Below are 13,655 nucleotides of genomic sequence, written 5' to 3'. Positions count from 1 at the left end.
TGCGGATGAGCGGGAAACAATGAACCCCGGGTTCAGAATATTAAACTGGATGTGGAGCCAGCCCAACGAGTATTTCTACGAGACTGAACAATGGCATACGTCTCAACCGCCCTCAAAGCGAGATCGCGGAGGATTCACCGGTTATGTCGAATGGGATCGCGACGGCGTTACACCGCGGATGAATCGGCTAGAGGCCCTTCGACCGGAGATACCTCGCGACGGTGACCGTGGCATCCGGGTTGCGCGGGCTCTCCACCAGTGCGGCGTACGGGAGCGCCAGGAAATTGCCGTCCCGGACGGCGGTCGTGCCCGACATCAGCGGCTGGTGGCGGAGTTGTTCGATCTTGGCCGCGACGGAGTTCGCGGGGCCGGCGCCGTAGTCGACGATGACGATGGCCTGTGGGTCGCGTTGCGCGGCGGCCTCCCACGAGATGGAGGTCCAGGAATCGTTGAGGTCGTCGAAGATGTTGTGACCCCCGGCCTCCCTGATGATCTGAGACGGCGCGGCGGTGCGGCCGGTCGTGAACGGGTCGGGGTCGGCGCTGTCGAAGAGGAATACCCGCGCCGGCGGCTGTCCGGTCGGTGCCGTCGTTCGAGCGGTGGCGACTTGGCGTCGATAGCCGGCGACCAGCTCGTCCGCGCGATCGCGCACCCGGAAGATGTCGCCGAGATTCGTCAGGTCCGCATACAGGGCCTCGAATGGTTCCATGAGTCCCCGCGCGGTGGTGCCGGGCTGGCGGCAGGCCTCGGTGAGTTGATAGGGGACTGCACCGATGCCGCGTACCCAGTCCGGGGTGAGTCCGGTCGACTCCTTGAAACCGTAGTTCCAGCCGGCGAAGACGAAATCCGGTGCGGCTGCCTGCACGACCTCGCGGGTGAATGCGTCACCCAGTGTGGGGGCCGCCTGGAACTGGGCTCGCCAGGGTGAGCTTGCGATGTCACGTTCCTTGCCCGGATAGCTCGTGTATCCGGCCAGATGGTCCTGCAGTCCCAGGGCGAACATGATCTCGGTGATTCCGGTGTCGTTGGTGACCACTCGGGTCGGTATCCCGGTGACCGTGAGCGGGGCGCCGCAGTTGGTCACAGTCACCGATCCGCCGGTCGACGGCGCGGAGGATTCGACATTGGCACCGCAGGCCGACAGCAGAAGGATGGCCGCCGCCGTCGCGAGTGCGGAACGTCGTGGGGATTTCATCTAGTTCTCCTCTTCGTCGAAGATGATCTGCGGAACACCGAGACGCGGATGCGTGACGATGTGGCCGCCGACCGAAAAGTGTTGGCGCAGAACGTCGGTGGCGATGACGTCATGAGGCGTTCCGGAGCAGGCGAGTTGTCCGGCGGAGAGCACGAGGATCTGATCGCAGAACTGTGCGGCGAGATTGAGATCGTGGAGCGCGGCGATCACCGTGATGCCGAGCCGCTTCGCCGCCGCCAGAATGCTGTATTGATGCCGCACGTCGAGATGGTTGGTCGGTTCGTCGAGGACCAGGACGCGAGGCTCCTGTGCGAGCGCCCGCGCGACCAGGACGCGTTGGCGCTCGCCGCCGGACAAGGACAGGAAGCTGCGTTCGGACAGATGCTCGGCGTCCGCGGTCTTGAGTGCGGCCGTACAGATATCTCGATCACGGCGGCGATCGCCACCGAGTACCCCGCCATGCGCGAGTCGGCCGGTGGCCACGACTTCGCTTGCGGTGAAATCGAATTGCAGAGTGCTGTCCTGGGTGAGCGCGGCGACCTGCCGCGCATTCTCACGCATGCTGATCGTGGCGATGTCGACGCCGTCGACCGCGACATGGCCGGATGCCGGTGTCAGGGCGCGGTAGAGGCACCGCAGGAGGGTCGACTTGCCGCTGCCGTTCGGGCCGACCACGCCGACGAACTGTCCGCTGTGGACGGACAGCGTGACGTCACGCAGAATGCGGGTCCCGTCGATCTCGACGTCGACATCGACGTAGTCGACGCGCATCAGCCGGCGTCCATGAGCGCGCCGCGGCGGCGCATCAGCAACACGAAGGTGGGCACGCCGACCGCCGCGGTAATCGCGCCCAGAGGCAGCTCCTGCGGCGGGATCATGGTGCGGGACAACAGATCGGCGGTCACCAGAAAGACCGCCCCGAGCAGCGGCGTGATCACGATCAGCCGCCGGTGGTCGGCGCCGACGAGGATTCGGGCGACGTGCGGCACTACCAGGCCGACGAAACCGACTGCTCCGCAGATGGATACGAAGCAGCCGGTCATCGCGGCAGCGACGACGAACAGCACGAGCCGAAATCGCGACGCGTTGACGCCGAGTGCGGCACAGACCTCGTCACCCATCGATAGCGCGTTGAGGTGCCGCGCATACAGACCGATGACGACGAGGCCGGTCAGAGCCACCGCCGCAGCGAGCGGTACCACCTGCCAGGTGGCCGTGGTCAGACTGCCCAGCAGCCAGAACATGACCGAACGCGCGGCATCGCCATGGGGCGCCATGAATACCAGCACCGTTGTGGCAGCGGAGAATCCATAACTCAGTGCGGTGCCGGTCAGCACCAGCCGTAGCGGAACCAGCCCGGCGGCCGATCGGGCGATGAGATACACCAGGACGGTCGCTCCCAGCGCTCCGGCGAAAGCGGCGGTCGACAGTGCGTAGATGCCCAGGGCGCCGAAGACGCCGAACAACACCACGGCCGTCGCGCCGACGGAGGCGCCCGACGAGATGCCCAGGACGTACGGATCGGCCAATGCGTTGCGGACCATGGCCTGCACGATCAGGCCGACACCGCTGAGTCCGGCGCCGACGAGGGCCGCCAGGAGAACCCGAGGGAGACGAGCGTCGACCACGATTCGATAGTTCGGCACATCTGCGGATGCGATTGTGCCGCCGGTCAACTCGTTCCACAGGAATCGGCAGGTGTCCCGCCACGGGATGTGCACGGTGCCCAGCATCAGCGCGAGCACCGAGACCACCACGAGCGTCGCGGTGAGCGTCACCGCCAAAGCGGTCACTGAGAGTCGGTGCATGCGAGCCACTTTCAGCTGAACGCAGGGGAGCGCCCGCAACCACGACGGACAGACGACACAAGATATGGGCAAACGCTGCCGCACAGCTCGTCAACCGTGTCCCTCGGAGTTGACAGGCGGCCATGCCGGCGGCATGGCCGCGGTGGCAGGTCTTCGGACTTGCGGACGCGACATCACTACCGATGCCATCTACTGGCGGTCGCTTCCCAGGCCGCAGCCCAGTGCAATTGACCGCGGTCGTTTCCGCATACCGCTGCGGGGCAGCTCCGGATTCTCACCGGATTCCCTCTTACGAACCGGCCGGCCACTGGCCGGGCGGTAACCAACGCGCGGTCACGCTAACACGCGAAAGCTCCGAAATCGGACGGCGGGCGCCGCAGTCGAGCGCGATCGCGCGACGAATGGTGTGAGTCCCCGCACATCCCGACCCCCTATAAAAGCACTGTTCATACGCCATCTTTGCGAAACTGAATCGGACATTGAGCTATGCCGATAAGGAAATTCTTAATAAACGCACGGGTTACTCTTAGGTAGGTATATCAACCTGTTACCAACCGCGAGCCAGACGACGTTCTGCGCGGGTCGACGAAGCCAGGCGACAAAGTCTGATTCCGCCCGATCGCCCACGCGATCTCGCGACCGGTAACCGGTGTGAGCCGGTTGCGCCGACTGTAGGGGATACGTCCCGCTCGGCACACAAGTCCATCCCAGCAGCAATGCTTCGCGTCGCTGGCGCATGCCCTGTGCCGGTGCGCGGCTCACTGCTGCCGGTCGGAAGCCCGGCCGAAATGTTAAGTCAGGAACAAGTAGTCATGTCCGTTGTATCGAAGCACGCCATCATGGGTCGTTTTACGCCGCGTACGCGCGCGTTCGGCACGTTGGGGCTGTCCGCGGTGGCCATCGCCGGCCTGGTGACGGCCGGTGCGGGCACGATGAATGATCAGGCGCACGCGACCGTGACCCCGGCTCGCAGCGTTCAGGCTCCGTCGAATATCGGCGTCTCGGCCGCATCGCCGGCCGCGCCGGCGGCGGCACCGGTCGTCACCCCGACGATCGCACCTGCGGCCGTCACGGCCCCCGCGCCGGCCCCTGCCGCCCCGAAATACACCAATGACCTCGACGGCTGGATCCGTGAGGCGCTGGACATCATGAAGAAGAACGGCATCCCAGGCAGCTACGACGGGATCTACCGCAACGTCATGCGTGAATCGACCGGCAATCCGCAGGCGATCAACCTGTACGACTCGAACGCCGCGGCCGGCAATCCGTCGAAGGGGCTGCTGCAGGTGATCCAGACGACCTTCGCGGTCTATCACGTTCCGGGGACCAGCTTCGACATCTATGACCCCGTCGCGAACATCGCCGCGGCCTGCAACTATGCGGCCCACAACTACGGCTCGATGGACAACGTCAACTCGGCGTACTGATCACGCCGTTCGCCATCAGGTCGCCGGAATGGCGATGCCGAGCATGTCCGCCTTGTGCAGGATCGTCTGGGCGCGGTGCAGTCGAGGCAGGTCGCTGCCGTTCTTCGGCTTCCCGCCGTTCTTGTTGAAGGTCTCGACGAAGGCGTGCGCCCATGCGATGTCGGTGGGCGCCGGACTCAGTCCGGTGTTGATCTCCGCGATCTGACCCGAGTCCAGGGCGAGCTTTCCTGTCATGCCCATCCGGCGGGTGAGCGCGACGCCGTCTGCCAGCTGTGCCTGATCGCGGGTCGGGCCGTCGATCGGACCCGGAATATGGGCGGCGCGGGAGGCGACGACAAGCTGAGATCTGCTGTACGCCAACGCCATCGGGTCGTTCTCGACGCCGATGTCGAGCGTGTAGTCGTTGACCCCGAACGCGATGCGGAAGCAGGGTCGGGCGGCCGCGATGTCGTGAACTCGGGCGAGGCCGCGCGCGGTCTCGATCAAGGCGATCACCGGAACACCGCCGCCGAGCCGATTCGCGGTGTCCCACATGTGATTTCCGCCCTCGGCTTTGGCGAGGACGACCCCTTTGAGGCCGCTGGCGTCGGCGAGCGCGTTGCAGTCGGCGGACCAGTACTCGCTCGACGCGTCGTTGATGCGCACCCAGCCCCGTCCGCCGGAGTTCAGGTACTCGGTGACCTTGGCTCGGGCCGCATTCTTATCGTTCGGCGCGACGGCGTCCTCGAGGTCGAGGATGACCTCGTCGGCGTCGGTGCCATTGACGAATGACTCGAATGGTGTCTGGCCCGCCGCATTGACCAGCAACCACGATCTGGATGCTTCCGAACTGACGTCCACAATGCCCACTGTCTCACAGGCGATCCGCGGCGGCAGCTACATGCGCGGTGCAGCGCTTCCATCCGGGATCGCAGTTCGCCTGACGTCGGATCAGCGGGCTATCGGTCGCCCCCGAAGGGTGGCCGGGTCATGCCGGTGGGCCTGTTCGGTGATCTGTGCGGCGGATCGCTGCACCGAGAGGATCAGTCGGCGGTCGCTGGCGACGCTGGCCAGCGGTCCGCAGACCGAGACCGCGGCCGGTACCGGGAGCGGGTAGTCGATCGGCGCGGCGACACAGCCGAGGCCGGGTATCGAGCCGGCGCGATCGAAGGCGACGTGTGTGCCGCGGGACGTCTCGAGTTCCGAACGCAGGATCTTGTGGAAACGCGTGTCGGTCTCACGATGCTGCGCCGCGGTGATCGCATCCTCCATGTCCTCGGCCGACAGCCGTCCCAGCATGGCTTTGCCGACCGCGCTCCGATACGCCGGATACCGTCCGCCGACCCGAGTCGGCACCTTCGCGCCGATGCTGCCGGCGACCTTCTCCCAATAGACGGTGTCGTCGCCATCGAGGAAACCGAGGTGCACGACCAGGCCGGTCCGATGATGCAGCTCCCGTAATGCGGGGAGTGCCGCGCGATGGAACCAGTGTCCGCGAATCGCCTGGGAGCCCAGGTCGAACAGCCGGATCCCGAGCTCGTATCCGCGTTCGTTGCGAGCCAACCAGCGGAGCCGAACGAGCCGGTCGAGCAGTCGATGTGCCGTCGAATTGGGTAGGCCGGTCAGGCGCACGATCTCAGAGAACGTGGCGGTGCCACGATTCTCGATCGCCGTGAACACCAGCTCCGCCCGTTCCAGTGTGCCGGCTGGAAGTTCGGCCCCTTGCTTGTCGACCATGACGCTCCTCCGGGGCGCGCCGTCTCACTGGGTACCAGGTGCGCAGGGCGTGCCCGCCGTGAGCATCGCGCTCACCGCGGCCCGGCGCGACGCATGATTCCACTGAGTGGGCGGCGATCGAGGATCGTCAGCGCTGTTTGCGGCGATCGATCCATTCGATATAGGCAGTGCCCTCGATCGGCCGGCGCTTGTAGCGGCCCGTGTACTCGTAGCTGCCGGCGAAACCGCCGGCCATGCCGTACGCGTAGTCGTCGTTGGCCTTTCCGCGGATGGTGATGAGTTCGTGCCCGTGGTCGTCCAGCACCGACCAGCTGAGTTCGGCCGGCAGCGCCATCTCGACACCGTCCGGCGTGGTGTGCGGCAGGTACCGCGACACCGAGTGCGTGAATCCTTTGGTGTAGAAGCGGCTTTCACCGTCTAGGTCGCGGACGTACACCGTCCGCTGGATCGCGACGCCGCCCGGGCCGAGCAACTCGACCAGCAGCACCTGGACGCGGGGACTGATGTTGAGGATCTGATAGGTGAACACGTAGATGGGCAGCGGCACGTCGCTACGTCCGCGGGCGTACTCCCAGGTGGTCAAGCCGGACGATTCAACGACCGTGCCATCGTCGGTCATGAAGGTGCCGGTGTATTCGCACAGGATGCTCCAGTGGTCGTAGAGGCCCGGCAGGTGGGCGAAATGCGACACCTCTCGTGTCGGGCGAACCGTGAGTTCGGCGCGCAGGCCCTTCGGGTTGGCGTGCACGGTGATCCGCTCATCGGTGCGAGTGATCGTGAGCTGGTCGCCCCACCGCAGGCGGGACACGTCGTCGGCGAAATCGCAGTCCTGCTCGGCGCTGTAGCAGTGGAAGTTGTCGCGCGAGGTCCCCGAACCGACCAGCAGCCAGGCGGCGTCGTCGGGATCGGTCGTCAGCAACGACGGCGCGGCGAAAGCCGGGACCCGGGATGCGGTTCCGAGGATCGCGATGATGTCGAAGAAGCGGATCGGATCGGGCAGGTCCGGGATCATCATGCCGAAGTGGATGATCTTCCACTTCCCCTGAGGGAGATGAAGCGGGGTGGCGGGATCAAAGGGATGCCCGTTGAGTCTTCCGGTGCGGTTGAACAGTGGGGCAAGAATGTTGAGCGACACGGAGTCCAGGGCCTGCATGCGATTTTCTCCTCGGTTCTGACGATGACTGCGATTCGGTGGCCGCCGCAGCCAAAGTGACTGCGAGGAAAGTTACCGATAGGTCAATTCGACGTCAAGCCCTGCTCGAGCATCGGTTTGAGGGGGAATCACCGGGAGATACCGGCGAGTGCGGATATCAGGCGGCGCGCGCGGTCAGTCATCTGTTGTGCGGTCTCGTCGGGGTGCTGCAACCACCACTCGACCAACGCGGACACCGAGTTCTCCCAGATCATCGACGCCGCGGACAGGTCGTCCGCATCCCGTAGTCCGAGGATCTGCAGCGCGCGGGTCGCGCCCGCCGCCGCTTGCAGGCGCAGGGCCTGGCGCTGTTCGTGTGCGGCATCGGCGGCCACGCCGGCCCGCACCGTGCGATCGAAGAGGAGATGCCAGTCGGTCGGGCGATCGGCCAGCGTCGCGAAGATCGTGGCCAGCACCGCGATGGCACCGATGTCGGAGTCGTCGGCGCTCGTCGTGGTCATCGTGTCGGCGATCGCCGCCGTGAGTCGCGATCCGACACCGTCGACGCAGGCCACGAAGAGCTTGTCTTTTGAGCCGAAATACGACAGCACAAGCGCTTTGGACACACCCGCATCGCCGGCGATCCGGGTGACCTGTGTTCCGGAGTAGCCGGACTTGCCGAACTCCGCCGTCGCCGCGTCGATGATCAGCGATTCGCGGTCGGAGCGCGGCATTCCTTTGGTGCCGGCACGTTCGGAGCTCATGCGGTGACAATAGCGAAGGAGGCCTCGGGTGCCGCCATAAAAGGGCTGAAGCGCTGTGACGGATCTATATCTGAGATCAGCGGATGGCGAGCGGGTTGATCGGGGAACCGATGCCGCGGGTGAACTTCAGCGGAGACCCGGTATAGAAGAACTCGTAGACGCCATCCGTGGCGCACGCGGCCGAAAGCTGTTCGAGGTCAAGCATTTCGGCGAGTGTCATGCCCATGTCGCGGATCAGCACCATATGCAGCTCCAGCGCGGCCTTGGGATTCTCCCCAGGCAGCACCTCGACCGCGAAGTTGTCGGAGCCGATCACCGCGACATCCCGTTCCCGCAGCCACGCGGCGCACGCCAGGCCGAGGCCCGGCTCGCCGGACATGAAGGCCGTCGCGTCCCGCTCGGCGACGAACTTTGCGCGCCAACCGGTTCGGATCAGCAGGATGTCGCCGGGGCCGATCTCGACGCCCTGCGCGGTGGCCACATCATCGAGTTCGGCCGGGCTGATCACCGAGCCGGCCTCGAGCCAGTCCACCCCACTGTGCCGCGCGACGTCGAGGAGCACGCCGCGGCCGGCGATGCCGCGCGCCTGCGTGTGAATACCGCATCTGTCGGCGCCCTTGACCGTGAGGCCGGTCGCCGGGAACCCGTTGTAGAGCTGATCGTCGTAATACACATGCGCGAGCGAGTCGTACTGCGAACCGGCCTGCAGCGGCATGAAGATGTAGTCGTCGGCGTACTTGAATCCGCCCGGAAACATCTGCTCCTGTCCGTTCTCGGACATCAAGCGGATCGGGTTGATCCGAAATCCGCCGGGTTGGGGGCCGTTGCTGTCGAGCGGGATTCCGAGATCGAAGATGTCGCCGGTCCGTACCAGCGCGGCTGCCGCGGCCACGCGTTCCGGAGTGATCAGATTGGTGGTGCCGAGTTCGTCGTCATCGCCCCACCGGCCCCAGTTGCTGACCTGGGCCGCGAGCTCACGCATATTCGGTATCGGGTCAACCATGTCGGCACTCCTCGACGTGCAGGGCGGATGGGCGTCGCGGTCGAGTGTGCCCGACAGCGCGGCTGAGTCGCGGGTGAATTCCGCTCAGTGGGTGCGTTGCGCGGCGGCACGTCGCACTCAGCCGGGTCGTCGTTGCTGTGCATGCTGGACCTGAAACACCAAGAGAGCGAGCTGAACCCGGTTATCCAGCCCGGTCTTGGTCAGGATGCGGGATATGTGCGTCTTGACGGTGCTCTCGCTCATGAACAGCGCCTGGGCGATGGTCGCGTTGGATGCGCCCTCGGCCACCGCTTCGGCGACCGTCCGTTCCCGATCCGTCAGTGCATCGAGTGCGTGACGGCTCTTGTCGGCCGCAGCGTCGGTTGTGTCGTCATGGCGGGCGACGAGTTGCCGGGTGATCCGCGCCGAGAAGACCGATTCGCCGCCGGCCGCGATATGGACGGCGTGGCAGAGTTCTTGCGGCGCTATGTCTTTGAGGAGATAGCCGTTGGCGCCGGCCTGCAGCGCATCGATGACGTGTAGATCGAGATGAAAGGTGGTCAGCATCAGGATCGGAACGGTCAGTTCGGAGCGGATGCGTCGGGTGGCCTCGACCCCGTCGACGTGCGGCATCTGCAGATCCATCAAGACAACGTCGGGTCGGAGCTCGCGGGCGCGGAGGAGGGCCTCGGCACCGTCCGCGGCTTCGGCGACCACCGCGATCGAGTCATCCGCGGACAGGACCATCGACAATCCGGTGCGGACCATCGGATCGTCGTCGACGAGCAGCACAGTGGTCGGGCTCATTCGCAGGGCAGCCTTCCATGGATGCGGAATTCGCCCCGCGGCGTTTCGCCGTGCTCGAAGCTGCCGCCGATCGCTTCGGCCCGCTCGGTCAGGGTGACGAGCCCGATCCGGTTGCCGGGCGCCTTGATTGCCGCGTCGCCCGTGGGGTTGGTGATGGTGACCAGGACCGCGTCGTCGAGCCGCTCGACGTCGACGGTGACCAGCGCGCCGGGCGCATGCTTACGAGCGTTGGTCAGCCCCTCCTGCACGATCCGGTAAACATCCTCGGCGACAGCGCATTCGGTGCCGTCAACGCTGTGGTCGATATGCGCGACGACGAGTTGGCCGGCCGCGCGGGCCTCGTCGACCAGCTCAGTGACGGAATCAGTGCCGGAGTCGGCCGCGATCGGCTCCGATGGGTCGCGCAGTATCCCGATCACCGTGCGCAGTTCGTCCAGAGCGCGGCCGGCGGTCTGGCGAATCGTTCGGCCGGTCTCGCTGACAGTCCGCGGGTCGGTGGCGCCGGCCACCTCGAGTCCACCGCCGTAGAGCGCGATCAACGAGGCGTAATGCGCGACGGAATCGTGCATGTCCTGGGCGATGCGCTCGCGTTCGGCCATCCGAATCCGCTCGGCCCGCAGCTCCTGTTCGCGCTCGATGCGCACCGCCCGGTCGCGATACACCTCCACGAGATCCTGCTGGGTCTGCTGCAGTGCGCCCCATGCGACCACCGCGACGGCGATCGCGACGTTCACCACAACGGTGAGGCTCACGCTGGCATTCGCTGGATACAGCGACCAGAACACCAGCGCCGCGACGATGTCGATGATCGCGACGGCGAACGCGACCTCCAGCCGGCGGCGTCGCGCCACGGCGAACAACGCCACGTAGTTGGCCACACCCGCGGTAGCGAATACGGCCGCGACACCGGCAAGAACGATCGCGACCAGCACCGGGGCGCGACGGCGAATCAGCAGCAGCAGGCAAGCCACTGCGCCGACGCCGATGTCGACGTACCGCCAGAGTCCGTCGGGCCGCTGCTCGAGAACGAGGAACAACAGGGCCAGCCCGCCGGCGAAGGATGCCAGGACGACGAGCGCTGCCCGTGCGCCCGGCTCGATGCGATGGCAAAGGCCGCGGATTCCTTGCTCCGTACCGCGCTGCACAGTGCCACCCTAGATGGTCGAGGGCCCGATGGATGTCGTCGAAAGTTGTAGTCGGCGGTCGACTTTGGTCCACCGAGTCGACCCGGTCGGCAGATGCTCGGCCGCCCGGGTCGCGGCACGCTCATGACATGAGGATCACAACGGAGCAATCAGTTCAGCCGAATGCATTGGGTGGCAACCAGTTCGATATCAGAGCTGCGGGCTGGGCCGCGGTGCTTGCGGGCCTGCTATCGGTGCCGGTCGTCGGCCTGTACTTCGTGTACTCCGATGCACCACCGGCGTCCAACGTGCTGACCCGTGGGCTGGTCACGTTGATTTTTGTTGCGGCGCTGCTGGTGTTCGGGATCGCGGTGGCAGGGCCGCTCAAGAGCACCGGGAGTCACGTCGCCGCACTATCAGGTCGGATCGCGACCGCGTCGCTGCTGATCTACGCGGTCGTCATCCTGTTCGCAACGTCGCTGGAAGTGGGCACGGTGTTGGAGTACCCGGACGGCACGCTTGACCCGACCACGGACGGGCCGTTGGCGGCAGCGATGGCGTTGGCACACGGCCCGATCGCGCACATTTTCATCGCCATGTTCCTCGGCGGGTTCGCGCACGCGGCTTCCGTGCCGGGAGGGGAGCGCATCGCCGGGCCGCGCGTCATTCGCGGCAGCGTCGTCGTGGCGATTCTCAACCTCGCCGCGGTGCCCTCCATGTACTTCGGGATGGACGCCACGCATTTCTATGCCGTGAACGGCTGGGGCGCGGACGCGTTGGTCGGGCTGATCACGATGCTCTGGATCGCGATTGTCGGCGTCGGCATTCTCCGAACCGCACCGCGGCGCCCGGTCGTCTAGGGGTTGCGCGGCCGGTTGGTCCAGCCGCCGCTCTGCCGCGGTACCCAGCCGCCCGACCCGTGGGTGCCGCCGTCGACGTGGATGGTCGACCCGGTGACGAAGCGAGAGAGGTCGGAGGCGAGAAACAGTGCGGCACCGGCAACGTCCTCGGGGGTGCCGGGCCCGCCGAGCGGCGACCAGTTGCGCCACAGCGGCCGGTTGGACTCGGGGACGATCTCCGCGTAGGGAACCTGCGGCGTCTCGATCAGGTCCGGCGCAATCGCGTTGACTCGGATGCCATCTGGGCCGACCTCGGCCGACAGCGAGCGGGTGAACTGGGTGAGGGCGGCCTTGTACGCCGAGTAGACCGTGTGCCCGGGAATGGCCCGATGCGATTCGACCGTCGTGAGACTGATGATCGATCCGCCGCCGCGCTCGGCCATGCCCGGCAGGACGGCGTGGGTCAACCGGAGCACATGACCGATGTTCACCTCGTGCAGCGCCGACCACTGGTCGGCGGTGTCGTCGGCGAATCGTTGCGGCGCACGGTGAAAATGGCCCACGTTGTGCACCAGGACATCCGGCCGATGCGCGACGAGTGCGGCGTCCACCGTCTCGCTCAGCACGTCACCGGTCAGGAACGTGACGGCGCCGCCGGCATCCCGATCGAACTGGAGGTCACCGCCCGGATTGATGTCGACGGCGAGAACGTCGGCGCCGTGCGACGCGAATGCCTTGACGATGGCCGCCCCGATGCCGGCCGCACCACCGGTCACGATGGCCCGCCGGCCTCGCAGCAGTGGCCCGGGCGCGAAAGTCGTTGTCGTGGCGGCCATTATTCGGCAGCGCTCCGGACGACCTGTGCCATTTCCGCGATCGCCCGCGCGCAGTCGTCGCGGTCATAGCCGAGCAGCGCGGTCTCCGCCGCGTCAGGCTCGTAGAACATGGTGTTGCCGCGCCCCTGAACGATCATCGAATCGGGGAGCAGCGGATGCTCCTCATCGCGCTCGTCGATGGTCCGGCCCCCGCCGGCAGCGTCGACCAGCATCTGGAAATAGTCGCGGAACGTCAGGTTCTGGTCGCCGATCAGATAGGCGTGCCCGGATTCGCCGCGTTCGACCGCACCCGCGATCGACTGCGCCAGCGACCGCGCCGACATGTAGTTGGACCCGCCCGGCGGAGCAAAATCCGGGATGTCCGGTACCTCGCCGGCCGCCCAGGCAAACAACCGCCGATAGCGGCGGGCGGAAACACCGGAGATCGCGCCGAGGATCGACGGGGGATTGAGCGTGCACACCGCGAAGTCCTCGTCGGCGAGCGCGCGTGCACCCTCGTCGGCGGCCTGGCGGGCGGCGATGTAGGGCACCGTGGCCGCCAGCTCGGGGTGCAGGTGGTGGTAATAGCTGCCGACTTGAACGAACCGGCCGACACCCGCCTGCTTGGCCAGCGCCGCGAACTGGGGAACGCCACGGCTTTGGGTGCGTTCCCAGAAGGTGGCCGCATCGGTGTCGCGCGGCATGTGTCGCACATCCTGGCCGGCAGCGAAGACGATCGCGTCGAACGGTGCGAGCTGTGCGGTGGTGAAGGTCTGTTCTGTGTAGTCGCCCAGCAGCGCGGGGAAGTCCCGTACCGGCGAGTCCTCGTCGAGCGGCCGACGAGCGGCGACCGTGACCGCGTTGCCGCGCTCGCGCAGGTGCAGTGCCGTGGATGCGCCGATCATTCCGGAGCCGCCGACTATCAGGATGTCCATTCGATCGTGGGCCTTCCTAGTTGCCGCATCAACAGCGGTGACGTATTTCGTGCGAATCGCGTACGCCCCGAAGCTAACGCGCGCATGCGGCGGCGTTCACCGAAGCTCCCA

14 protein-coding genes and 1 riboswitch are annotated in these 13,655 nt (G+C 66.3%); of the genes, 2 read left to right on the top strand and 12 right to left on the bottom strand.

Annotated features, from left to right (window positions below; all coding sequences use genetic code 11):
- Positions 1-187 precede the first annotated feature (187 nt).
- From G341_RS0111305 to G341_RS0111295, 3 genes are read right to left on the bottom strand one after another with little or no spacing between them, the layout of a single operon-like run.
- Complete coding sequence (locus G341_RS0111305) at positions 188-1,195, bottom strand: ABC transporter substrate-binding protein (protein ID WP_018179254.1); 1,008 nt, start codon at positions 1,193-1,195, stop codon at positions 188-190.
- The gene (locus G341_RS0111300) at positions 1,196-1,966 is read right to left on the bottom strand and encodes an ABC transporter ATP-binding protein (protein WP_018179253.1); all 771 of its coding nucleotides are present in this window, start codon (positions 1,964-1,966) and stop codon (positions 1,196-1,198) included. It abuts the gene before it with no gap.
- The gene (locus G341_RS0111295; RefSeq protein WP_051092766.1) at positions 1,966-3,003 is read right to left on the bottom strand and encodes a FecCD family ABC transporter permease; all 1,038 of its coding nucleotides are present in this window, start codon (positions 3,001-3,003) and stop codon (positions 1,966-1,968) included. Before G341_RS0111295 ends, G341_RS0111300 begins: the two co-directional genes overlap by 1 nt.
- Positions 3,004-3,130: 127 nt before the next feature.
- Positions 3,131-3,345: riboswitch (cobalamin riboswitch) on the bottom strand.
- 470 nt (positions 3,346-3,815) lie between these two features.
- Between G341_RS0111295 and G341_RS0111290 the strand changes: the two genes are divergently transcribed.
- Entirely contained in the window at positions 3,816-4,430 is a 615-nt protein-coding gene (locus G341_RS0111290; RefSeq protein WP_026303555.1) for a transglycosylase SLT domain-containing protein, read from the top strand.
- 15 nt (positions 4,431-4,445) lie between these two features.
- On the opposite strand, the gene G341_RS0111285 is transcribed toward G341_RS0111290, so the two are convergent.
- The 7 genes from G341_RS0111285 to G341_RS0111255 all read right to left on the bottom strand — a co-directional run bounded on the left by G341_RS0111285 (position 4,446) and on the right by G341_RS0111255 (position 10,976).
- Positions 4,446-5,273, bottom strand: a complete 828-nt coding sequence (locus G341_RS0111285) for an HpcH/HpaI aldolase/citrate lyase family protein (RefSeq protein ID WP_026303554.1) — start codon at positions 5,271-5,273, stop codon at positions 4,446-4,448.
- An 87-nt stretch (positions 5,274-5,360) separates the two neighbouring features.
- Entirely contained in the window at positions 5,361-6,146 is a 786-nt protein-coding gene (locus tag G341_RS21810; protein ID WP_018179249.1) for an IclR family transcriptional regulator, read from the bottom strand.
- 127 nt (positions 6,147-6,273) lie between these two features.
- Complete coding sequence (locus G341_RS0111275; RefSeq protein WP_018179248.1) at positions 6,274-7,299, bottom strand: DUF6670 family protein; 1,026 nt, start codon at positions 7,297-7,299, stop codon at positions 6,274-6,276.
- A 128-nt stretch (positions 7,300-7,427) separates the two neighbouring features.
- Entirely contained in the window at positions 7,428-8,012 is a 585-nt protein-coding gene (locus tag G341_RS0111270; RefSeq protein ID WP_026303553.1) for a TetR/AcrR family transcriptional regulator, read from the bottom strand.
- A gap of 106 nt (positions 8,013-8,118) precedes the next feature.
- On the bottom strand, positions 8,119-9,045 hold the full coding sequence (locus tag G341_RS0111265) for a cyclase family protein (RefSeq protein WP_026303552.1): 927 nt from the start codon (positions 9,043-9,045) through the stop codon (positions 8,119-8,121).
- Between the two features lie 117 nt (positions 9,046-9,162).
- Positions 9,163-9,831 (bottom strand): response regulator, encoded by a 669-nt coding sequence (locus G341_RS0111260; protein ID WP_018179245.1) that lies wholly within the window; start codon positions 9,829-9,831, stop codon positions 9,163-9,165.
- Positions 9,828-10,976, bottom strand: a complete 1,149-nt coding sequence (locus G341_RS0111255; protein ID WP_018179244.1) for a sensor histidine kinase — start codon at positions 10,974-10,976, stop codon at positions 9,828-9,830. The genes G341_RS0111260 and G341_RS0111255 overlap by 4 nt, the downstream gene beginning before the upstream one ends.
- Positions 10,977-11,104: 128 nt before the next feature.
- On the opposite strand from G341_RS0111255, the gene G341_RS0111250 reads away from it, so the two are divergent.
- Positions 11,105-11,815 (top strand): hypothetical protein, encoded by a 711-nt coding sequence (locus G341_RS0111250; RefSeq protein ID WP_222836597.1) that lies wholly within the window; start codon positions 11,105-11,107, stop codon positions 11,813-11,815.
- Here G341_RS0111250 and G341_RS0111245 read toward each other — a convergent pair.
- On the bottom strand, positions 11,812-12,630 hold the full coding sequence (locus G341_RS0111245) for an SDR family NAD(P)-dependent oxidoreductase (RefSeq protein WP_018179242.1): 819 nt from the start codon (positions 12,628-12,630) through the stop codon (positions 11,812-11,814). The genes G341_RS0111250 and G341_RS0111245 overlap by 4 nt on opposite strands.
- Positions 12,630-13,544: an NAD-dependent epimerase/dehydratase family protein gene (locus G341_RS0111240; protein ID WP_018179241.1), complete on the bottom strand. Its 915-nt coding sequence runs from the start codon at positions 13,542-13,544 to the stop codon at positions 12,630-12,632. The genes G341_RS0111245 and G341_RS0111240 overlap by 1 nt, the downstream gene beginning before the upstream one ends.
- Positions 13,545-13,655 lie beyond the last annotated feature (111 nt).

Origin of the sequence: Jongsikchunia kroppenstedtii DSM 45133, from assembly GCF_000380485.1 — a bacterium.
Classification (GTDB): Bacteria; Actinomycetota; Actinomycetes; order Mycobacteriales; family Mycobacteriaceae; genus Jongsikchunia; species Jongsikchunia kroppenstedtii.
Note: the sequence above shows the minus strand (reverse complement) of the source record. Positions and strands in the feature narration are given on the sequence as shown.

Coding starts and splice junctions, on each gene's coding strand:
- G341_RS0111305 (WP_018179254.1), bottom strand. CDS start 1,195: ATGAAATCCCCACGACGTTCCGCACTCGCGACGGCGGCGGCCATCCTT.
- G341_RS0111300 (WP_018179253.1), bottom strand. CDS start 1,966: ATGCGCGTCGACTACGTCGATGTCGACGTCGAGATCGACGGGACCCGC.
- G341_RS0111295 (WP_051092766.1), bottom strand. CDS start 3,003: ATGCACCGACTCTCAGTGACCGCTTTGGCGGTGACGCTCACCGCGACG.
- G341_RS0111290 (WP_026303555.1), top strand. CDS start 3,816: ATGTCCGTTGTATCGAAGCACGCCATCATGGGTCGTTTTACGCCGCGT.
- G341_RS21810 (WP_018179249.1), bottom strand. CDS start 6,146: ATGGTCGACAAGCAAGGGGCCGAACTTCCAGCCGGCACACTGGAACGG.
- G341_RS0111275 (WP_018179248.1), bottom strand. CDS start 7,299: ATGCAGGCCCTGGACTCCGTGTCGCTCAACATTCTTGCCCCACTGTTC.
- G341_RS0111270 (WP_026303553.1), bottom strand. CDS start 8,012: ATGCCGCGCTCCGACCGCGAATCGCTGATCATCGACGCGGCGACGGCG.
- G341_RS0111265 (WP_026303552.1), bottom strand. CDS start 9,045: ATGGTTGACCCGATACCGAATATGCGTGAGCTCGCGGCCCAGGTCAGC.
- G341_RS0111260 (WP_018179245.1), bottom strand. CDS start 9,831: ATGAGCCCGACCACTGTGCTGCTCGTCGACGACGATCCGATGGTCCGC.
- G341_RS0111250 (WP_222836597.1), top strand. CDS start 11,105: ATGAGGATCACAACGGAGCAATCAGTTCAGCCGAATGCATTGGGTGGC.
- G341_RS0111245 (WP_018179242.1), bottom strand. CDS start 12,630: ATGGCCGCCACGACAACGACTTTCGCGCCCGGGCCACTGCTGCGAGGC.
- G341_RS0111240 (WP_018179241.1), bottom strand. CDS start 13,544: ATGGACATCCTGATAGTCGGCGGCTCCGGAATGATCGGCGCATCCACG.